Source organism: Paenibacillus auburnensis (assembly GCF_927798115.1).
Classification (GTDB): domain Bacteria; phylum Bacillota; class Bacilli; order Paenibacillales; family Paenibacillaceae; genus Paenibacillus_AQ; species Paenibacillus_AQ auburnensis.
Window position 1 is genome coordinate 2,296,101 of the sequence record NZ_CAKMMG010000001.1, and the last position, 20,702, is coordinate 2,316,802.

General features: G+C 50.9%; 19 protein-coding genes, 1 pseudogene and 1 other annotated feature. Of the genes and pseudogenes, 1 reads left to right on the plus strand and 19 read right to left on the minus strand.

The window, feature by feature from the left end; genetic code table 11:
- Positions 1–72: 72 nt before the first annotated feature.
- The 3 genes from L6H70_RS10660 to lspA form a co-directional block, all read right to left on the minus strand.
- The gene (locus tag L6H70_RS10660; protein ID WP_236332624.1) at positions 73–1,326 is read right to left on the minus strand and encodes an LL-diaminopimelate aminotransferase; all 1,254 of its coding nucleotides are present in this window, start codon (positions 1,324–1,326) and stop codon (positions 73–75) included.
- A gap of 122 nt (positions 1,327–1,448) precedes the next feature.
- Positions 1,449–2,423 (minus strand): RluA family pseudouridine synthase, encoded by a 975-nt coding sequence (locus tag L6H70_RS10665; RefSeq protein ID WP_236332626.1) that lies wholly within the window; start codon positions 2,421–2,423, stop codon positions 1,449–1,451.
- Positions 2,416–2,919 carry a signal peptidase II gene (gene lspA / locus L6H70_RS10670; protein WP_236333234.1) on the minus strand — a complete coding sequence of 168 codons (504 nt, stop codon included), beginning with the start codon at positions 2,917–2,919 and terminating at the stop codon, positions 2,416–2,418. The genes L6H70_RS10665 and lspA overlap by 8 nt, the downstream gene beginning before the upstream one ends.
- A gap of 235 nt (positions 2,920–3,154) precedes the next feature.
- Here lspA and L6H70_RS10675 point away from each other — a divergent pair, with 235 nt between their 5' ends.
- On the plus strand, positions 3,155–3,886 hold the full coding sequence (locus L6H70_RS10675; protein ID WP_236332629.1) for a TraR/DksA C4-type zinc finger protein: 732 nt from the start codon (positions 3,155–3,157) through the stop codon (positions 3,884–3,886).
- Between the two features lie 48 nt (positions 3,887–3,934).
- On the opposite strand, the gene L6H70_RS10680 is transcribed toward L6H70_RS10675, so the two are convergent.
- The 16 genes and pseudogenes from L6H70_RS10680 to L6H70_RS10755 all read right to left on the minus strand — a co-directional run bounded on the left by L6H70_RS10680 (position 3,935) and on the right by L6H70_RS10755 (position 20,648).
- Entirely contained in the window at positions 3,935–4,237 is a 303-nt protein-coding gene (locus L6H70_RS10680) for a DUF5665 domain-containing protein (protein ID WP_423802818.1), read from the minus strand.
- 432 nt (positions 4,238–4,669) lie between these two features.
- Positions 4,670–7,762 carry an isoleucine--tRNA ligase gene (gene ileS, locus L6H70_RS10685; protein WP_236332631.1) on the minus strand — a complete coding sequence of 1,031 codons (3,093 nt, stop codon included), beginning with the start codon at positions 7,760–7,762 and terminating at the stop codon, positions 4,670–4,672.
- A 697-nt stretch (positions 7,763–8,459) separates the two neighbouring features.
- Positions 8,460–8,738 (minus strand) — a binding site (T-box leader).
- Between the two features lie 171 nt (positions 8,739–8,909).
- Positions 8,910–9,395 (minus strand): DivIVA domain-containing protein, encoded by a 486-nt coding sequence (locus L6H70_RS10690; RefSeq protein WP_054941738.1) that lies wholly within the window; start codon positions 9,393–9,395, stop codon positions 8,910–8,912.
- Between the two features lie 330 nt (positions 9,396–9,725).
- Complete coding sequence (locus L6H70_RS10695; protein WP_236332633.1) at positions 9,726–10,508, minus strand: YlmH family RNA-binding protein; 783 nt, start codon at positions 10,506–10,508, stop codon at positions 9,726–9,728.
- Between the two features lie 4 nt (positions 10,509–10,512).
- Positions 10,513–10,782 (minus strand): YggT family protein, encoded by a 270-nt coding sequence (locus tag L6H70_RS10700; RefSeq protein ID WP_423802790.1) that lies wholly within the window; start codon positions 10,780–10,782, stop codon positions 10,513–10,515.
- Positions 10,783–10,789: 7 nt separating this feature from the next.
- Entirely contained in the window at positions 10,790–11,233 is a 444-nt protein-coding gene (locus L6H70_RS10705) for a cell division protein SepF (protein WP_206101465.1), read from the minus strand.
- Complete coding sequence (locus L6H70_RS10710; protein ID WP_236333240.1) at positions 11,233–11,925, minus strand: YggS family pyridoxal phosphate-dependent enzyme; 693 nt, start codon at positions 11,923–11,925, stop codon at positions 11,233–11,235. Before L6H70_RS10710 ends, L6H70_RS10705 begins: the two co-directional genes overlap by 1 nt.
- Positions 11,926–11,934: 9 nt before the next feature.
- Entirely contained in the window at positions 11,935–12,789 is an 855-nt protein-coding gene (gene pgeF, locus L6H70_RS10715; protein ID WP_236332635.1) for a peptidoglycan editing factor PgeF, read from the minus strand.
- Between the two features lie 182 nt (positions 12,790–12,971).
- Positions 12,972–13,283 (minus strand): YlmC/YmxH family sporulation protein, encoded by a 312-nt coding sequence (locus L6H70_RS10720; protein WP_236333242.1) that lies wholly within the window; start codon positions 13,281–13,283, stop codon positions 12,972–12,974.
- A 196-nt stretch (positions 13,284–13,479) separates the two neighbouring features.
- Positions 13,480–14,262 (minus strand): RNA polymerase sporulation sigma factor SigG, encoded by a 783-nt coding sequence (sigG, locus tag L6H70_RS10725; protein ID WP_039875939.1) that lies wholly within the window; start codon positions 14,260–14,262, stop codon positions 13,480–13,482.
- Between the two features lie 78 nt (positions 14,263–14,340).
- Positions 14,341–15,063, minus strand: a complete 723-nt coding sequence (gene sigE, locus L6H70_RS10730) for an RNA polymerase sporulation sigma factor SigE (RefSeq protein WP_054942164.1) — start codon at positions 15,061–15,063, stop codon at positions 14,341–14,343.
- Positions 15,064–15,128: 65 nt separating this feature from the next.
- Positions 15,129–16,076, minus strand: a complete 948-nt coding sequence (gene spoIIGA, locus L6H70_RS10735; protein WP_236333245.1) for a sigma-E processing peptidase SpoIIGA — start codon at positions 16,074–16,076, stop codon at positions 15,129–15,131.
- Positions 16,077–16,262: 186 nt separating this feature from the next.
- Positions 16,263–16,988, minus strand: a pseudogene (locus L6H70_RS10740) (Rpn family recombination-promoting nuclease/putative transposase); the annotation flags it as partial.
- A gap of 119 nt (positions 16,989–17,107) precedes the next feature.
- Positions 17,108–18,217, minus strand: a complete 1,110-nt coding sequence (gene ftsZ / locus L6H70_RS10745) for a cell division protein FtsZ (RefSeq protein ID WP_054941744.1) — start codon at positions 18,215–18,217, stop codon at positions 17,108–17,110.
- Between the two features lie 64 nt (positions 18,218–18,281).
- Positions 18,282–19,547 (minus strand): cell division protein FtsA, encoded by a 1,266-nt coding sequence (gene ftsA, locus L6H70_RS10750; RefSeq protein WP_236332638.1) that lies wholly within the window; start codon positions 19,545–19,547, stop codon positions 18,282–18,284.
- 345 nt (positions 19,548–19,892) lie between these two features.
- A complete protein-coding gene (locus L6H70_RS10755; RefSeq protein ID WP_236332639.1) occupies positions 19,893–20,648 on the minus strand; it encodes a cell division protein FtsQ/DivIB in 756 nt (251 codons plus the stop codon).
- Positions 20,649–20,702 lie beyond the last annotated feature (54 nt).

A 20,702-nucleotide genomic window follows, 5' to 3' on the forward strand; every position in this document is an offset into this window, starting at 1 on the left:
AAGCTGGTTCACAATAGGGTAAAAGCTTATACAAAAAAAGCCGCCGCAGTGAAAACTGCGGCGGCTTTAGTATTAAAATTCGAATTCAACGTCGCTCAGACGTCTTTGAATTTCGGAGATTACACGTTTCTCTTCTTCCTCGCCTTTGGCTACGAAAGTAACGGAGAAGCGTACGAATGCGCCGGCATCGTCCCAAGGCACGGTGGAAATCAGCTTCTCGCGGATCAGGAACTGCGAGAAATCTTCGCCGGATTCAAAGCGGCGTCCGCCTTTAACACCTTTAGGTGCAGCTACATACAGGAAGAACGAGCCCTTCGGTTTCTCGGCTTTGAAGCCCAGGCTATTCAGCGCATCCACCAGCATGTTGTGGCGGCGGGAATACTTGGCGGCAATGGCTTCGGTGATCTGCGGGTTCGCCAGACCGTAGGCAGCAGCCTTTTGGATGGCAATGAACTGACCGGAGTCATTATTGTCCTTCACGTCGCTGAATGCCTTCACAACCAGCGGGTTGCCGGCTACAAACCCGATTCTCCAGCCAGTCATGTTATAAGACTTGGAGAGGGAGTGCAGTTCTACACCGACATCCTTCGCGCCTGGAACGGACAGGAAGCTCAGCGGCTTCACGCCATCATAAGTCAGGGCTGCGTAAGGCGCGTCATGAATGACTACGACATTATATTTTTTGGCCCAGTCAACAACAGCGCTGAAAAATTCAGGCGTTGCGCTTGCGCCGGTAGGGTTGTTCGGATAGTTCAGATAGAGCAGCTTCGCCTTGTGGGCGATGTCTTCCGGAATGGAGTTCAGGTCTGGCAGGAAGTTGTTTTCCTTCTTGAGTTCCACGGTGTAGACTTGTCCGCCTAAGTATTTGGTGTGGGTGCCCAGAACCGGATATCCCGGAATGGTCATGATTGTGATATCGCCCGGATTGATGAAGCAGGAAGGCAGCATCGCCAAAGCCGGCTTCGAACCGATGGAGTGCACCACTTCGTTTACTGGATCAATGCCTTCAACCTGGAATACTTCTTTCAGGTAAGCGGCAGCCGCTGCTTTGAATTCAGGGATCCCGTTATCGGAATAACCACGGTTTTCTTCTTTGGCAGCTTCGAGGGCAAGCTTGGAGACGATACCTTCATCAGCCATTTCATCCGGTTCGCCTACGCCCATGTCAATCAGTTCAATGTTAGGAAAATCCTGCTTCGCCGAAGCTTTAGCGCGTTTGATTTTCTCGAATTTATAAATGTTAGTATCTTTGCCGTAGTTCGCGCCGCCGATGCGGTCTGCAAAATTAGTCTGAATAAAGGTGTTCTGGTATTGTTCAATACTCATAATCTTGTTCTCATCTCCTGGCATTTTTTGTATCCCATGATTGACTATCTTTACATCTTATATCCTAAATATGAAGGAAAGCCGCCTTCAAAACCATGGATTTATCATCACTTCATTTGTACTTATCTGCTGCGCAGTGTAAACAGCACTTCTTCCATATCTGCAGGAATCGGTCTGCTATATTCCATATACTGTCCTGTCGAAGGATGCACGAAGCCCAGTACAGCGGCATGCAGAGCCTGTCCAGCCATGGTGGTCCCTTTACTGCGCCCGTATACCGGATCCCCGACCAGCGGATGACCGATAAACTTCATATGCACGCGGATCTGGTGTGTACGCCCCGTCTCCAGCTGCAGCTCCAGCAGGGTACAGTCGCCAAAGCGCTCCAGCACGGTAAAATGCGTAACCGACCGCTTGCTGTTCTTCTCTGTTACCGTATATAGCTTACGGTCATGGGGATCGCGGCCGATTGGCGCGTCCACAGTTCCCTTGTCATGCGAAAGGTTACCGTGCACTACAGCGATATAGCGGCGCGTTACGCTGTGCTCTTTGAGCTGGGCTGCGAGGGATGCATGGCTGGCATCATTTTTGGCAGCCATAATCAAGCCAGAGGTGTCTTTGTCGATGCGGTGCACAATGCCCGGGCGGATCTCGCCGTTAATGCCGGACAGATCCTTGCAGTGATACATCAGCGCATTGACCAGGGTGCCCGAAGGATGCCCTGCTGCCGGATGGACAACCATGCCACGCGGCTTGTTGACAACAATGACATCGCTGTCCTCATAAACCACGTCAAGCGGAATATCTTCTGCCACCAGATCAGTCACTTCCGGCTCTGGAACAGTAACCGCCACAACATCGCCTTCACTCAGCTTATAATTCGCTTTTACAGGAGCACCGTTTACCGTAACATGTCCGCTGCTGATCCACAGCTGTACCTGAGAACGGGAAATATCCTCTTCCCAGGACTCAGTGATATATTTATCGATCCGTTCCTTGGCATTTTCTGCAATAACCGTCCATTCGGTGACGTCCTTATCTTCTTCAGAGGCAGCCCCAGCCGCCATCTCTTTGACGTCCTTATTCAAATCATTCATTCCCTTCTTTGACTTCCTTGGATTCCTTAACTTCGGTAATATCTTCTCCGCCCTTTATGTCACGCAGCGTATCGAGAATAATCAGCGCTACCCCAATGACGATGCAGGAGTCGGCCACATTGAAAATCGGGAATGTATAGCTGCCGAAATTGAACATCAGGAAGTCTACAACTTCACCGTTCAGTAAACGGTCCAAAAAGTTGCCGACCGCTCCGCCAAGCACAAGTGCCAGCGCAGTAGGCAGCAGTTTGCGGGTCTTCCGGGCTTTGTTCAGGTACCAGACGATACCGACAACAACGATAACCGTAATCAAAATGAAGAACCACTGCTGTCCTTCAAGAATTCCGAAAGCGGCTCCACGATTGCGGTGAGAGGTAATAATAAAGAAATCCTTAATAACCGGAATCTGCTCAGCAATCTCCAGCCGGGTAGCAATAACATATTTGGTACCCTGGTCAATCAAAAATACAATAAGCGCAATCAGAAAGTACACCACAGAAGTTGTCACTCCGTTCTTATTTTTCCCGCGGACGCGGTACGAATACTGAATAAAGACTTGTATATTGTAGCACAGGCCTCAAGAACCCGTCCATGGCAGGCCTTTAGCAAACGGCCTCTTACTCAGAACTATTTTCCAGCGGTAAAATAACCTTCCTCAGGTCAAGCTATCAAAGGAAGAACCGGTGTAAGCTGCCGGTAAGCATCAGCACCTGAAAGGAGCATAGGGCCCTATGAGCCGACTGACACCACAGCAGCTTGGAGAGCTGCATACCCTACTACTTCAGCAGCAGCAGGAAATCAGCCACCGTCTGCAAAACAACGGGCATTATGGACTGCAGGAATCCCTGCGGGATAACACCGGAGAGCTGTCGACCAATGACAATCATCCCGGCGATGCCGCAACGGAGCTGTATCACCGCTCCATGGACATTTCCCTTGTGGAACGGGATGAACATGAGCTCGAGGAAATCGATGATGCCCTGAAAGCGATTGATGAGGGCAGCTACGGCACCTGCGCGGTTTGTGGACAGGACATTCCATATGAACGCTTGTCCGTTGTCCCTGCAACCCGGTACTGCAAAGAGCATAATCCCCGCCAGTTCTCCCCGTTTACACGGCCGGCAGAAGAAGAATTTCTGTCGCCTCCATTTGGACGGACCAGCCTCGATGAACGAGACGAGCAAAACGGCTTCGACGGCGAAGACGCTTGGCAGATTGTTGAAAGCTATGGCAGCTCAAACTCCCCGGCCATGGCCGAAGATAATGACATCCGCTCGTATAATGACATGGAGATCGAAGCCGATGAGACCGAAGGCTTTGTAGAACCATGGGAAAATTTTGTCGCTACGGATATTGCCGGCAATCATCTCACCATAATCAAAGGAAACAGCTACCGTCACTATATGGATTCCGAGGAAGGCAGCTATCTCCTGGAACCGAATAGAAAAACAGACAGGGAGTAGCCATGGGCTGCTCCTTTTTCTCAGCAAAAAGTCAAAAATACGGCCCGGTTAAAAGGTCTTCAGCTCCAGCTGATGCTGGACGATCCGGACAATATCAGCAATATAATCCCCGATAATCGGCAGATTGAGCGCGCCAAGCACCTGCAGGACATAAATAATGGTCGCCGCAAAAAAAGTAAAACCGAGCGCGATCCCCACCCCGCGGGCCGTCCCCGCCAGAACATTGAGCCAGATTAAGCGAAAGGGAGAGTACAGCAGCTCTGTATAGTCTGCGATCCGCGACTTCTCCATCTGCTGGGCCAGTCCGGTAGTCAGCCGGTAGACGGCATTCAGCTTTTCTTCCTGCGTAATTTGCGGCTCCTCCTTCGTATCCAGCTGACTCTCCCTCTCCTGTTCCGAATTGAGGTTTGCCCGCGATGTCTTAATGGAGATTCTCCCGTTATAGATAGAATTATTGTGCTCCTGCTCCCTACCCGCCACCATTGATAGCCCCTTCCACGGCATTCTCAGTACCCCGTCCTGACTGCCCTTTGCCGCAAATAAAAAGTCCGGCCCTGATAGAGAGGTCTCTCCAGGAACACGGACTCGTTATTGTACGTAATAGATAAAGATGTTCTGAAATCTATCCCTATCTTCACGCAGTAACGGCATCCTGTAAGCGGTACGGGTACCGTTCACTAAGGGAAAGCACACGCCCTTGGTTCAGGGCTGCCTGGACGTTTCTTCTTATGCCGCTAGTATATGCCATTTGGGAGCAGGTAATGCACAGCAGGCGCGCAGGCCTTACTCTCCGATAAAGATCCCGATGGATCTGCCGCCGGCATCGACTGTCTCAAAGCTGTGGTTGCTGTCAAAATCAACCGTAGTCACCAATACGTTCTCACGCAGCACATGTTCAAATGCGGTGACGGCTGCTTTCAGCTCGTCGTCCAGCTGCAGTGAAAGGGCAATCCGTTTCTCAATGACCAGATCCTGACGTTTGCGGGTATCCTGCACAGCACGGATGATTTCGCGCACCCAGCCCTCTTGCTCCAGTTCCAGCGTAATCTCGGTATTCAGCGCCACGGTCAGACCATACCCGGAGGCGGCAGCAAATCCCGCTTTTGCCTGCTTCTCAACCAGCAGCTCTTCGGCAGTAATCTGCAGCTCTTCGCCTTCCGGTGAGACAATCGCTACGATGCCTTCACTCACGGCTTTGCGGGTAGCTTCGCTGTCCATCCCTTTCAGGAAGCCCTGCAGGAAGCCGACGTTTTTACCGTATTTCTTACCTGCTACCTTGAGGTTCAGCTTCAGGGTGAAGTCCACAAAGCCGCTGTCGCTGTTCTCCAGGACAATATGCTTAACGTTGATCTCATCCTTGATGATCTCCTCATAGTCTGCAATATCCAAATTGCGGTCCAGGGAAACAATCAGTTCAGACAATGGCTGACGGTTCTTGATGCCGGTTTCGTTGCGCACGTTACGGGCCAGCTCCACAATCCCTCTGGCACTTTCCATATCGCGTTCCAGCTCAAGGTCGATCAGGTTTTCATCAGCCTTAGGATAATCCGCCAGATGCACACTTTCGCCGCCGCCCAGGTTCGTGAAGATGTCCTCAGACAGCATTGGTGTGAACGGAGCCATCAGTGTAGCTGTAGTAAGCAGCACATGCGTCAGTGTCCGGTAAGCATCCAGCTTTTCTTCGCCAAGACCGCTGCCCCAGAACCGGTCACGGGAACGACGGATGTACCAGTTGCTCAACTCATCCACAAAGTTCTCGATCGCTTTGGACGTATTGACGAAGTCGTTGACGGCAAGGCCCTTATCCACCAGCAGGATCAGGCTGTTCAGGCGGGAGAGAATCCAGCGGTCCAGCTTATGCTCGGAGACTTTGAACGGATGATCCGCTGGATCATAGCCGTCAATGCCGGCGTACAACGTCAGGAATGCATGGGTGTTAACCAGTGTATCTACTACCTTGGATTTGGTCTCGCCGACCAGACCGCGTGAGAAGCGTTTGTTATTCCATGGCGCACTGTCAGACAGGATCGCCCAACGGAATGCGTCAGTGCCGTATTCGTTCATGATTTCCCAAGGGTCGATAACATTGCCTTTGGATTTGGACATTTTTTGGCCGTTCTCATCGAAGATGTGGCCGTGGGCGATAACTGCCTTGTAAGGCGCCTTGCCCTTGAACAGTGTCGACACCGCAAGCAGGCTGTAGAACCAGCCGCGTGTCTGGTCGATTCCTTCGCAGATCATATCCGCCGGATACTGATCCTCGAAGGTTTCATTGTTCTCGAACGGATAGTGGCTCTGTGCAAACGGCATCGATCCGCTGTCGAACCAGACGTCGATGACTTCCGGTGTGCGCACCATTACTCCGCCTTCGCTGAACGGGCTGCGCAGCTTGATATTATCCACATACGGCTTGTGCAGCTCGATGTCCTCTGCAACTTCGCCGATTGCCATCGAACGCAGCTCAGCGATGCTGTGCGGCGCGAATTCCTTGCCGGTGTCTTGGCAGACCCACACGTTCAGAGGTGTGCCCCAATAGCGGTTACGGCTGATATTCCAGTCGACCAGCTCTTCCAGGAACTTGCCGAAGCGGCCTTCCCGCACGTGATCCGGATACCAGTCCACGGTGTTATTGTTAGCGATCAGCTGATCCTTGATAGCTGTCGTCTGGATGAACCAGCTGTCTGTTGCATAATAGAGCAGTGGTGTATCGCAGCGCCAGCAGAACGGATAGCTGTGCTCGTATTTCTCTTTATTGTAGAGCAGTCCTTTTTCGGACAGCACCTTGATGATATCCAAATCGCAGTCTTTAACGAAGCGTCCGGCAAAATCGCTCACCACACCGGTGTACTTACCGGAAGTATCCACAACATTAACAAAGCTGATGCCATTCTCACGGCAGCTCTTATAGTCATCTTCACCATGTGCCGGGGCCATGTGTACGATCCCGGTACCGCTGGAATCAGTGACAAAGGACGCACCGACGATTACATTGTGCTTCTCAGCCTGGATATAATTGAACGGCGGCGTGTAGCTCTGGCCGATAAAGTCGGCACCTGTGTGGGTAGAAAGGATAGTGTAGTCGCCTTTCAGCACTTCTTCCACCAGGTTTTTAGCTAAGATATATACGCCGTCTTCCTGCTGGGCACGCACATATTCCATCTCCGGGTTCATGGCCAGCGCCATATGTGCCGGAAGCGTCCAAGGTGTGGTCGTCCAAGCCAGTACGTAGTCTCCGCTGCCTTCCAGCTTGAACTTAGCTGTAGCACTCAGGTCTTTAACCGTCTTATAGCCCTGCGCCACTTCATGGGAGCTCAGCGTTGTCTGACAGCTAGGGCAGTAAGGGCTGACGCGGTGTCCGCGGTACATCAAGCCTTTCTCGTGCACCGTAGCCAGGATGTTCCATACGCTCTCGATGTAGGTATTGTCCAGCGTCACATAAGGATTATCCAGATCGGTCCAGTAGCCGATCGCTTCCGTGAACTCACGCCACTGCTTCTCGTAGCCGAATACACTTTCCTTACATTCCTTGATAAATTTCTCTACACCGTATTCTTCGATATCCTGCTTGCCGGAGATGCCGAGCTTCTTCTGCACGCCGAGTTCAACCGGCAGGCCGTGGGTATCCCACCCGGCCTTGCGCACAACGCGGAAGCCCTTCATAGTCTGGTAACGGCCGATAAAGTCCTTGATAACCCGGCCCAGCACGTGCCCGATATGCGGCACGCCATTCGCCGTCGGCGGTCCTTCATAGAACACATAGTTCGGGCGTCCCGCACGGTTCTCCATGGATCTGCGGAACGTATTTTCGTCGCTCCATTTCTTCAGGATGCGGACATCTCTGGCCCGCGCCTTTTCTTTGACATCTACCTTTTGCATGAGGGTCAATCCTTTCGTGGGTTTAGTCTTTAAACCATTTTCGATCCCCCTAAATCCCCCTTAGCCAAGGGGGACCCCGAGGGCCCCGGCCCTCTGGACACCCGGAATATTGGCTAGTTCCGGGACAGAGTCGGTGTGATTGGTGGTTTTTGTTGTAGTCCTCGCTTGTCGCCGCAAGCGGCCCGCTCTACCTCAGGCACGCTAGTCGCGTAGCCCGCCGCTGGCCGTTGCTCTTGGGCACCCGCCCCGCGATCCCGTTAGGGCAGCGCTGGGCGGGGCGCCTCCGGCGGCGGGGCGAAGCCGCCGCAGGCCCGTAGCTCTTGGGGCACCCGCCCCGCGATCCCGATTGGGCAGCGCTGGGCGGGGCGCCCTCGGCGGCGGGGCGCAGCTGCCGCTGGTCCGTTGCTCTTGGGGCACCCGCCCCGCGATCCCGTTAGGGCAGCGCTGGGCGGGACGCCTTGCCTTTGCCGTTAGTCTTTCGGCTTTGGCTCTTGCCTTAAGGTAAGGCCCCGCAGGCGTCCCCGCCAGGGGAGTCTAAGAAGGGCCGCTCCCCCGCCGAAGTGATCCCTCCCGTCCGCTATCGCCGCTCTCTGCTCGGAGCCCTTGTTGCAGGTGTCCAGAGGGCGGCGAGCCCTTGGGGTCCCCCTTGGAAGGGGGATTTAGGGGGATAAGACGCAAACGAGCGCCACCCCGCCCCCAAAGGGGCGAGACGACGCTCGCGATACCACCCTAATTCTGCGCTTCACGCACATCCTTAAGGGGAGTGTATTCAGCACAATCTCAGTTCCGCACATAATTGTACTGTACGGGTCCGGGATAACGTCCGGCAGACGGCTGCACCTACGCACGAATACATCGCTTCAGCTTAGCTTCTAGGGGAAGATCTTCCGGCAAGGCGTGAACAATCGGCTCGCAGCAACCGCCGACTCTCTGGAGAACAATACCTTATCGTACTTTGTCCCGTCATCGAATAATTATGAACATGACACAGATATGTTCTAGTTATAGACGTTTTAAGAAAAAATGTCAACACCCACAGCACCGCAGGTAACGGGCTTATTCATCCGTTAGCAGCTTGCCCACTCCGGCTTGCCACTATACCGTCTCCCTTGGCCTGAGCGAATCCAGTCACGACTTAAGCACCAAATCAGAGCAGATTCTCGCTGGTTTCGCGGCTTTCGAGCGCGTTCCAGTCATCCTGGGAGAGCAGCTCCAGCTGCGCTTCTACTAATGTACGGAAGCGGGTACGGTAGATAGAGGCCTGCTTACGCAACTCTTCCGTCTCAATCGCTACCTTGCGGGATTTGGACAACGCTTCATTGATAATGCGGTCAGCGTTCTTTTCTGCTTCTTTAATGATCAGCTGTGATTCTTTCTTGGAATTGTTCTTCACATCATCAGCCGCTTCCTGAGCGACAAGGATAGTCTTCGATAAACTTTCCTCGATATTCACAAAATGGTCGAGACGCTCTTGAATGGTCAGAAGCTGGTTATGCAACTCTTTGTTCTCACGAATGACGCTTTCATAATCCTTGATTACCTGATCAAGAAATTCATTGACCTCGTCTTCATCATAACCACGGATTCTCCGGGAGAACTCCTTGTTATGTATATCGAGCGGCGTTAATGGCATGCTGTGCACCTCCTAGAAATTTCGGACCTTTTATGTGCCTGAACTATGAATCATAGGGTGTCCCGGCAGACATAGAAGAAAGACTGTACTGTAAAAAGAATCGGATGCATCGTCCCATCTGAAGGAGGCAGCCGGTTCTTCGAGAAAATAAGGATGTTAACTGATTTATACATCCTTACATTTTCAATGATAAGGCGCAAGTAGGAATTCATCTTGAAATGCCGCTTCAGGAACCGCCCCTTCTAAGAGTATCGGCGCCCGGCTTTCAAAATGTTTGCTTCCCTAGAGATAATCAATTTCGACAAGCACTTGCAGATTCCTGCTAGGGATTCACACAAATTTACCGATCCGGACCCGGTACCGGCCTTTTTTCGTCAGGCTGCCAATCTCCAGAACCTTGAACCGGCCAAAACCCTGGATGGAGACCATGTCCCCATCCTTGAGTCCGCAGGAAGGGTCCTCCTCTACTTTCCAGTTCACCCGGACGCGTCCGGCTTTGATCGGAATTAATATTTTGCTCCGGCTGAGCCGGGTAACGTCTGCAGCAATACCATCAAGCCGCAGGGAAGCAACCGTTAATTCCATCGTCTCAAGCTTAACCTCACTGCTGCGCAAGCCGGATAACGGCAAAAGCTCTGTACTAACATTAATCCGGTGTACTCCCGTCAGATTCATCGCCAGATAATCTGCGATATCTGCCGCTACGACCACATGACACCCATCCTCTAGCACATGAATATCGCCGATTTTCCCTCTTTTGACCCCTAATCCAAGGATAGCGCCCATATAATCGCCATGCTCCAGAGAGAGGAATTTCTGCTCCCCGGAGGAAATTGCGAGGACCTTAAGCTCCATGTCTTCGTCTGATAGATCCCGGTAATCGGGAGCCACCAGTGCACGTTTCCGCTCGGCACCTTCAGAACCGCCCTCCCATCGTACTTCAACATCGGGATGGCGGTTCACAAGACTCTGCAGAATATATCCTTGGCGCGGATCAAGAAATTCAGTCAGCTTAGTCTCATGATATTCTCCTGCATGGGTGACCCATTCCCAGGCCTTGTCCACAAATTGCCGTTCGTCAGGATGAAAATGCCCGTAAATTTCATTCTTCATCCGTTTAGCCGAAAATCAGGTTAACAATGGAGTGAAGCCCGCCGACAGCAAAGCGCAGCACGATAATCGCAATGATTGGGGAAATGTCTATCGTGCCAAAAAGCGGAGGAATAATTCTCCGGAACGGGCTAAGGTACGGCTCCACAAGCTTGCCGAGCAATTCACCAATAAAGTTCTCGCGCAGATTAGGCAACCAGGACATGAGAATGTATATAAGAATCATGTAATAGTAAATCTGAAATAGGATGTTGATAATAGAAGATATTTCGTTCAAACCCTGTTCACCTCATTCTGTTGTAATCTTGATCGTCACCTAGAATTTCTGTAATGGAGCCTTGAATTTCAACTGTATCCGGTGTGCACATAAATATATTGCCCCCAATCTTGGAGATTCCTCCACCCAGGGCATAAACAGTTCCACTGAGAAAATCAATAATCCGCATCGCCTGATCGTTGCGTACACGCTGCAGATTAATGACGACCGTACGGTGCGAGCGAAGGTGATCAGCGATTTCCTGAGCCTCCTCGTAGGAACGGGGTTCATACAGTACGACCTTTACATTTTTTTGCGAATGGATACTGACGACGTTGGCCCGCTGATTTTTGCGGGTTTCTACAGGGGCGGGCTCGTATTCATCCTCATCACGGGAGATTTGCTCCCGTTCCACAACTTCCTCTTCCTCCTGCAAGCCCAAAAAACTCATAAACCGGTTCATCACGCCCATCAAGCTCCCTCCTCGTGACCTACTAATACCGTCCCCAGGCGCACCTGGGTGGCTCCTTCCTGTATCGCCACTTCAAAATCATTCGACATTCCCATCGACAGCTCTTGTATAGGCTCAGGTGTCAAAGCTAGCAGATTGAGCTCATCTCGAAGCTCACGGAGTCCGCGGAATACGGGACGTGTAAGCTCCGGATCGCCTTCGTGAGGCGCCATCGTCATCAGTCCAATTACTTTTACACGGTGCAGAGAAGCGATTTCCCGCAGAAATCCCGGCACCGCTTCAGGCGGCAAACCAAATTTCGTATCTTCTCCTGAAATGTTCACCTGGAGGAAGACCTTCACGGTAATTCCCGCAGCATCGGCTTTTTTGTGCAGTTCTTTTGCCAATGATAACCGGTCCAAAGAGTGTATATATTCAAATTTGCCGATAACGTCCTTAACCTTATTGGTCTGCAAATGGCCGATAAAATGCCATGTACCCTTGTCTCCCAGCGCTTTCCACTTATGCTCGGCATCCTGCCAGCGGCTCTCGGCAATGTCCTCTAATCCTGCCTCCAGCACAGCAGCCACCGTCTTCAGCGATACATATTTCGTCACTGCGATAACCTTGACGTCACTTACATCCCGGCCGCTTGCCGCGCAGGCACGTGCTACACGTCCCTCTACATCGGCGATTCTCTCCTGCAGTGTCAAAACCAACGTTCAACTCTCCTTTATTCCGATCCAGCTCGTCATTCTCCCTGTAATCCCCTGTTCCTTCCGGTAAGAAAAGAACAGATCGGTGTTACAGCTTGTACACCACGTTGTACATTCGATATGAGTCGGCAAAATTCCTGCTTTTATCATAATGCGTTGATTCAATTCTTTCAAGTTCAGCATACTTTTGCTGTCATCGGATAGCGATTTGCTGTATAAGTCCTGCTCTGTCCCCGAGGAAGCGATGTGAGCCAATGTTTCTTCTAACTGAAGAACATGTTTCATTACATTGTCGTCGACCTCGTAGCAGCATTCTCCAATAGAGGGTCCTATAGCAGCTAAAATATGCTGCGGCTTACTTCGGTATACCTCCGCCATTTTATTGACCATGGCCCCGGCAATTTCCGCTACGGTCCCTTTCCAGCCTGCATGGGCCAAGCCTGCTACACGCTCCACCGGATCATAAAAGTACAGCGGTACACAATCCGCATAAAAAGAAGTTAGCAGCACTCCCGGCACATTGGTCAGCAGCCCATCTGTCGACTGGAAGGCCGATACTCTTGTCCGGCTGCCGCGTCCGCGGTCTGCCTCTGTCACTACCTCTATATGTTTACCGTGGGTCTGCTCCCCGCAGGTCCAGGCATCCAAGCTAAAACCCAGGCTCTCCGCGAGCATTCTCCGGTTGCTGAGCACATCGTCCGGATCATCGCCGACATGAAAGGCACAGTTGAAGCTTTCATAAGGCGGTTTGCCGGCTCCGCCCTGTCTTCCTGTGAAGCCGGCTGTAATCTCTCTGTACCCGCGCCACGGCTCCAGCTCCAGCAGCACAGGCATCCCCTGTTTTTGCACAAATGGTTCCATCCTCTCACCTCCGCTTAAGTGTACCATAAGAGAACCCCACAAAGTGACGTTAGGACTCAGAAGCCTATTCAAGTACTTTGCGGGGACCCCAAAACCTAACAGGATTTCCCCACAAAGTGAGGTTAGGACTCTGAAGCTTACTCAGGGTCTTTACCACAAAGCATCAAAAAAGACGCACCCGGTTAATAAGTGCGCCGTTCATTGCGGTCCCCCCGTTCCAGATACATCGTTTCCCGTTCTTCCTGCCCTTGCGGCATTCTGGATTCCTCAATCTTAACGAGCACGACATCCGCGCCAATCTTAACAATATTCCGCCAGGGAATAATCAGATCGGCTCCGCCTCCGAAAAGCCCCATAAAACGGGTGAAACCGGGAACGATGATAGCATCAATCACGCCACGACGCAGGTCAAGCTCCAGATCGCTGATCTGTCCCAGCCGTTTTCCATCCACGATATTAATGACATCCTTTGTCTGGAAATCGGAAATCTTCATTTTTTTGCCTGAGCCCAAAGAATCCTCGTTCACCACGCCACCCCTGTACAATCAGACCTATAGCTGAGTATATGATCTAAAGGCTTGGCAACATGCAAAATTAATTGCGGCTGGTCTATTTTGCATTACAAAGGGGTATCCTTCGGCTGCTTATGCAAGCCTGAACTGGATACCCCTGCTTTTTTTAACGTTAGCTTTAAGACTTTACATGCTTCTGCATCTGCTGGATGGCCGACTTCTCAAGCCTTGAAACCTGGGCCTGTGAAATACCGATCTCATCCGCAACTTCCATCTGGGTCTTGCCTTCGAAGAACCGCATGGAAAGAATCCGCTTTTCCCGCTGCCCCAGCTTGCGCATCGCTTCCCGCAGGGCAATTTCTTCAATCCACGAGACATCCTTGTTTTTGTCATCGCTGATCTGATCCATCACGTATATCGGGTCCCCGCCGTCATGGTAGATCGGCTCGAACAAGGAGACCGGGTCCTGGATCGCATCCAGTGCGAAAACAACATCCTCTTTTGGAACACCGAGCGCCTGGGAAATTTCAAAAATCGTCGGCTCCCGCGAATTCTGATTCGTCAGGCTGTCACGGACCTGAAGTGCCTTGTAGGCGATATCCCGCAGCGAACGCGACACCCGGATCGGATTATTATCCCTGAGGTACCTGCGGATTTCACCGATGATCATCGGTACTGCATAGGTGGAGAACTTCACATTTTGCGATAGATCAAAATTATCGATGGCTTTCATCAGACCGATGCAGCCTACCTGGAACAGATCGTCAACGAACTCTCCCCGATTGTTGAACCGTTGAATAACGCTAAGAACGAGTCTGAGGTTACCGTTAACTAATTTCTCTCTGGCGGATCGCTCGCCCTGCTGCTGCAGCGAAGTGAACAGCTCCCGCATTTCCACGTTTGTCAGAACGGGCAGCTTGGAAGTATCCACACCGCAAATCTCGACTTTGTTTCGGGTCATGATGATTTACCTCCCAAGGAGAAACATTACTGTACATTATCTCCCCGGCCCGGCATTTTATTCCTTGGTTTTTTCCGCTCACACCATCTTGTTGAACTCCTTGCGCAGCCGTTTGATGATTCTCTTTTCCAGACGCGAGATATAAGATTGAGAGATACCCAGCAGATCTGCAACGTCTTTTTGGGTTTTTTCCTCGCCCCCGCGCAGCCCAAACCGCAGCTCCATTATTAGCCGCTCCCGCTCGCTGAGCTTTTCCAGCGCCTTTTGCAGCAGCTTTCGGTCGACCTGTTCCTCAATATTGCGGTAAATGGTATCATTTTCCGTCCCGAGCACATCTGATAGAAGGAGCTCATTGCCGTCCCAGTCGATATTCAGCGGCTCATCAAAGGATACCTCGCTACGCGTCTTGCTGTTGCGCCGCAGATACATCAGAATCTCATTCTCGATGCACCGTGAGGCGTAGGTTGCCAGCTTGATTTTCTTCTCCGGATCAAACGTATTTACTGCTTTAATAAGCCCAATAGCACCAATGGAGACGAGATCCTCGATATTGATGCCTGTATTCTCAAATTTGCGGGCAATGTAGACAACCAGGCGCAGGTTACGCTCAATCAGCATCGCCCGGACTGCAGCATCACCGGTGGACAGCCGCTGCAGCAAATATTCCTCTTCTTCCCGGGTCAGGGGAGGCGGCAAAGCCTCACTTCCGCCGATATAATAAATTTCCTGGCTTTTCAGACCCAGCAGAAACAGCATGCGGTAGTACTGCAGCTGCAGCGCAAGCTTCCATTTGACCATTATTGTTCCTCCTCCAAGAAGTACACCGTTCCCCCAGATGTTCCTTATCTCATCCTCTTCTACCATTATCAACATGGCACTGCCGCGTCAGCGGTGTGCTCTTTTTGGGCTAAGTCAGGGTGTATGACCGCCCGGTACGCTCCGTCTCCCGACAGTGTCCCGCCATCCAGCCCGATGAGCACTCTTTTACTGCAGAAGATCTCCTCACCAAGCTTTATCTTCACCAGATCAGGCTTCAGCGCGAGCATAAACGCCGCCCCGCGGTTAATTCCCCGGTAGGGTACAAGCCGCATCCGGTCCTGCCAAGCAAAAGACTGCCCGTCCGTTTCCAGCAGAAGTTTGTCCGCACTCATCTGCGTCAGCTTACCTTTCCAGGAGGCCGGCAGATGGGTTTCCCAAAGTGAAGCCTCCATAACCATCACCGGAATCCGCGTCAATGGATCATTCAGCCGGTTTCCCGTATCCAGCAGGCCCGGACAGACAACGATTACGCCCTCAATCTCCACAGACACCTCACCGATATAGGAATCCAGCTGCTCTCTGCGGATCCGCGATGAATGGACCAGCTTGAAGAGCAGCAGCATCAGCGGAAGTGCAGCGAGCACGAACCAGAAACCGATTTTCAGCCGGTAAGCTTGACCTCCCGAAGAGGTAAATAGAATACCGTTCCAGATGTCGCCGGAGCTTTGCAGCAAGTAGTGAACACCAACAATACCGCCGGCTGCTGCAAAATTAATCACATAAAAAGCTCCCAATGCACGCAGATAGCTTTGCAGACTCCTAAACCCGAAAGCAATCCATAGCATCAGAACCGACAATCCGAACTTAATCAGGAAGGTATAGAGAAAAGAGAGCTCCGGTACGAACATCATTACCACATACAATGCGCCAACCAGCGCGGAGAGAGCCAGCCTCCACCAGGGGACTTTCACTTTGACCAGCCAGCCTGTCAGCCATAAAAGCACTCCGTCGATCAGCAGATTGGCAGCGAAAATCAAGTCAATATAAACTACCAGTGCATTCACCTGCCTATCCGGAGCCGGAAGCAGGCTCTCTTTTTTGGACGATATGATTAGTATAGAAAGTCTCGCATTCAAAGTCTGTCTAAACATGGGGGGCATTCTGGAGGTTTTTTTGTCGAGTTATAGCACGGCGCACGCAAAAAAGCCAACCTTGTAAGGCTGGCTTCAAATGAGCGATATTCAATTAATAGACTTCAGTTCTTCTTCTGTCAGGCCGGTCGCCGTCTGTATAGCTGGGAGATCCAATCCCATCAGCAGCAATTTTCGGGCCACCTCCAGTTTGGCTTCTTTTATTCCTTCTTTCATTCCCTTAGCAAAACCTTCTCTTTGAGCGCCGTCTCTTTGTGAAGCCTCATCGTGCAGAAATTTCTGGCGGTCTTCATATTTACGCCGGGCTTCGGAATCCTGACTTAAAAATTCCAGCGTTTCCATTGCTTTTCTTAATGCCGGTTCGTTCATCCGCAATACCTCCCAATTCGAATTATCGCTTCCTTTCAAAAACAGCAGCCAGTTGACCAGCCCTTCTTCACCCGGGACAGCAGTTGTATTCAGTTTAGGCAGCTCCAGAAAATGAATTTCTATATCGTCAGTAAGCGTTGCACCGCTGCCGTCCTCCCGCAGATGGAACACACTATGGGTATGCTCATTAGGCAAAACACTATAATTTAAAATATTGATCGTTATGCATTTCTTGAGTTCTGTATATTTACCGCCGGTCTGAAGCTGACTTGAATACCGCTTGCTCCAGTATTATAAGGTCCGCTTCTCCATGTCGTACCGGTTAAACAGCTGCATTTGGATGTTGATCAGCCTGCCATCAACCGTCTTAGCCCAAATATCAAAGATCGACTGCTTATCCAGCGGGTCGTCTTTGATCGTATACGGATTGAGCAGCACCACTTGCGTATCCACTCCCGTTATCCGTATTATAACAGCTGAAAAAGCAAAAAAACACCGTATCCGGTCCCAGCATTCGGCCAGGTAGATACGGTGCTTCCGTAAAGGTATTCTGTTGTGGCTAATGATTAATCGTTATTCCCACGTGTGCGGTTGCGCAGGAAGGTCGGAATATCCAGCTGATCAGAGGCAGTCTGATTTCCGAACGGACGCAGATTAGCACTTTTGTCTGCTGCAGGCTCACTGCTTGCCGCAGGACGGCGTGCTGGTGCAACTGGCGAAGGCTTGTGCTCAAAGCCGGTAGCAATAACCGTAACTTTGATTTCATCCTTCATGCTCTCTTCGATGATGGCACCGAAGATCATATTCACTTCAGGGTCCGAAGCTGAGGTAACGATCTCAGCCGCCTCATTCACCTCATACAGGGAGAGGTTGGAGCCGCCTGTAATATTCATAATAACACCGCGCGCACCCTCGATAGAAGTCTCGAGGAGCGGGCTCATGATGGCTTTGCGGGCTGCTTCTGAGGCACGGTTCTCACCGGTGGCAATACCAATACCCATAAGCGCTGAGCCGCGTTCTGTCATGATCGTCTTCACATCGGCAAAGTCGAGGTTGATAAGTCCCGGAACAGCGATAAGGTCCGAAATACCCTGTACAGCCTGGCGGAGTACATTATCCGCTTCGCGGAATGCTTCCAGCATCGGTGTTTTCTTATCGACGATTTCAAGCAGGCGGTCATTAGGAATGACAATTAAGGTATCCACTTTTTCTTTCAAAGCCTCGATACCCAGCTCAGCTTGGTTCGAACGTTTTCTTCCTTCAAATGTAAACGGGCGGGTTACAACACCCACAGTGAGTGCTCCGCACTCTCTGGCAATTTCGGCAATCACAGGTGCTGCGCCAGTACCGGTACCTCCGCCCATTCCTGCGGTAACAAAGACCATGTCGGCACCCTTAAGTGTATTCGAAATCAGATCGCGGGACTCCTCGGCCGCTTTCTTGCCTACTTCAGGATTGGCTCCTGCGCCAAGTCCCCGTGTAAGCTTGTCCCCGATTTGCAATTTATGCTCCGATTTGGCCATATGCAGCGCTTGGGCATCTGTATTAACCGTGATGAATTCAACACCCTGAACGCCATTTTCGATCATCCGGTTAACAGCATTGCTTCCGCCGCCGCCGACGCCGATGACCTTTATTTGCGCCAAGCTCTCCATTTCAAAATCAAATTCCAACATATTGATTCCATCTCCCCCTCGAATAGTGCTTGGATGGCCAGTCCAAGTATATCTGGACTTACACTTATATGAACTCGCTAAACATATTTTTTAGACGCTCCACCAAACCTGGCTTCTTATCGATCTCCTGGTTTGGAGCGGCGCTCTGCTTGCTTCGGTTGACCGTCTTTTTGTTGGCGCTTCCGCCACCTGTCCCCCGACCGCGGAAGCGGCGGACGACGTTATGCAGAATGCCTACGCCCCCGGTAAAGCCGGGGTCTCGGACTCCGATATAATCAGGAACAGCAATCCGCACAGAAGCAGATAGCTCAGTCTGGGCTGCTTTTAATACACCCGGCATGGATACAGTACCACCCGTAAGTATATAACCTCCAGGAAGCTCATTGTAACCTAACCGCTTCACTTCCTGACGAATCAAGTGGAAGATTTCCTGGACTCTCGGTTCAATAATAGCTGCCAAATCTTCCTGATTGAATTCCTTTTCCACATTGCTGCCGATGCGGAGCACTTTAAACACAACATCTGCGGCAGCATCGTCTATCCAGGCGCAGCCGTATTTCAGCTTAACCTTTTCCGCTTGATCTGTAAGTGTACGGAGTCCGTACGCGATATCATTGGTTACGAATTCTCCGCCGATCGGGATCGTGGAGGTTGCACAAAGGGAACCCTCTTCATATACGGCTATCGTCGTAGAGCCGGCACCGATGTCTACCAGTACGGCTCCCATAGATTTCTCATCTTTGGAAAGCGCCAATCCGCCGGCTCCCAGAGACATCAGCACAAGATCCTTAACTTTCAGCCCTGATTTCTCTACACAGCGAAGCAGATTATGTATTGGCGTCTTAGCCCCCGTAATAATCGTCGCCTCTACTTCCAGACGAACACCGATCATTCCGCGGGGATCCTGGATTCCTTCAAGGCCGTCGACGATATATTGCTTGGCGACAACATCGATAACTTCACGCTCAGGCGGCAGCGCAATAACCTCTGCTGCTTTGATTACGCGTTCGATATCATCTTCACCGATTTCACGGTCCTCATTCTGAACGGCCACGACGCCATGGCTGGATTGCAGACCGATATGATTGCCGGATATTCCGACATAGACCTCGGATATTTGAATACCGACCATTTGCTCCGCATGTTCTACGGCACTCTTGATCGATTGCACAGTCTGATCGATATCTACAATCGCACCCTTGCGTATTCCTTCCGAATCAGCAGATCCAACGCCAATAATATTAAAGGTTCCATTAGTTACTTCCCCAATAATTGCCCGAACTTTGGATGTACCGATGTCCAAACTAACAATGATGTCATTGTTGCTCAAGCCCTATGGCACCTCCTGTTATAATCAAAATAAAATATGATGCTGACGAAACAAACGATTTCCGGTTCCGGAAAGCTTCTTTGTACATATTCAACATCCCTATTCCTTTCCCTCTTTTTTCTACAATTTTTTTGAATGGGATAATATGGTTTATACCCTGTGAGTATAGAGGTATCTGCCAAAAAACAGGATACGAACCGATATCACAAGTAAAATAAGGTTAATAAAGGAATAACATCCATATTTCGGCCTTACTTTCAAAAAAACCGCAGAAAAAAGAGGGATACAGCTTATTGCCCGTAAAACAGATTGTAGCATTTTTTCCGCATTATTAGTAGGGACTATTTACTCTTGTGTGACCTCTTTGTCCTCATTTTCGGCAATGAAAGGAACATAAGTATCAGCTTCAAGCATCTTGATCAGCCCCGGCTGTTCTGTCTCTATCACCTGATTCAGATATTCCACTTTATCTTTCAGCAGGGAGATCGCCGTGATAACTTCAAAATGCGAACGTGTGTACAGTTTAATCCGGTCCGGGAAGGATAAGGTTGGTGAGGGTACAATCTCGGAAATGTCACTGGTCAGTTCATTCGGAATCTCGGCTAATGCTTGGCAAAGCTTGGCCTTGAACGGGTCATCTGCCTGCCAGTTAGTCAAAATAGGCTTCTCCACCGCAATCCCGGTCTCATTCACCTTGACTGCAGCTCCGCTGGATAGAATAGCTTCCAGAGTGCCTTGCTGATCTAACTCGTAAGCTACTGCCGGGAACTCTGTGACGGTGATGTTGACTACTCCGGGGAAATCCTTCTCCACGGTTGCTTCCCGGACGGTCTTAAGCTCTTTCAGCGCTTCCTGTACAGAATTAGCCGAAGCCGCGAAAAACTGGCCGCCAACCACAAGTCCGCTCTGGGCAAGGAGCTCCTCACGGGTAGCATATTTATTTCCTTGAATATTAATCTCCGTAATACGGCTGACTGACGAGCGGAAAAAGATAACCGCCAGCAGCGCGAAGAACAGCAGCAGCAGTATAACGGTGATTTTACGGCTCATTTTTTTTACATGCTTGTCCTCTTTTAGAAGAGGTAAACGGGTTTTAGGCATTCTCATATCTCCGTAGTAAGGCCCTGTCTCCTTCCCTTACAGTAATGTAAGCCG

Bases quoted from the DNA above. Each gene is read 5' to 3' on its own strand.
- L6H70_RS10675 (WP_236332629.1), top strand. From the start codon at position 3,155: ATGAGCCGACTGACACCACAGCAGCTTGGAGAGCTGCATACCCTACTA.
- ileS (WP_236332631.1), bottom strand. From the start codon at position 7,762: ATGCAAAAGGTAGATGTCAAAGAAAAGGCGCGGGCCAGAGATGTCCGC.
- L6H70_RS10705 (WP_206101465.1), bottom strand. From the start codon at position 11,233: ATGGGCGTGATGAACCGGTTTATGAGTTTTTTGGGCTTGCAGGAGGAA.
- L6H70_RS10720 (WP_236333242.1), bottom strand. From the start codon at position 13,283: ATGAAGATTTCCGATTTCCAGACAAAGGATGTCATTAATATCGTGGAT.
- L6H70_RS10695 (WP_236332633.1), bottom strand. From the start codon at position 10,508: ATGAAGAATGAAATTTACGGGCATTTTCATCCTGACGAACGGCAATTT.
- sigG (WP_039875939.1), bottom strand. From the start codon at position 14,262: ATGACCCGAAACAAAGTCGAGATTTGCGGTGTGGATACTTCCAAGCTG.
- ftsZ (WP_054941744.1), bottom strand. From the start codon at position 18,217: ATGTTGGAATTTGATTTTGAAATGGAGAGCTTGGCGCAAATAAAGGTC.
- L6H70_RS10665 (WP_236332626.1), bottom strand. From the start codon at position 2,423: ATGAATGATTTGAATAAGGACGTCAAAGAGATGGCGGCTGGGGCTGCC.
- L6H70_RS10755 (WP_236332639.1), bottom strand. From the start codon at position 20,648: ATGCCTAAAACCCGTTTACCTCTTCTAAAAGAGGACAAGCATGTAAAA.
- L6H70_RS10690 (WP_054941738.1), bottom strand. From the start codon at position 9,395: ATGCCATTAACGCCGCTCGATATACATAACAAGGAGTTCTCCCGGAGA.
- pgeF (WP_236332635.1), bottom strand. From the start codon at position 12,789: ATGGAACCATTTGTGCAAAAACAGGGGATGCCTGTGCTGCTGGAGCTG.
- L6H70_RS10660 (WP_236332624.1), bottom strand. From the start codon at position 1,326: ATGAGTATTGAACAATACCAGAACACCTTTATTCAGACTAATTTTGCA.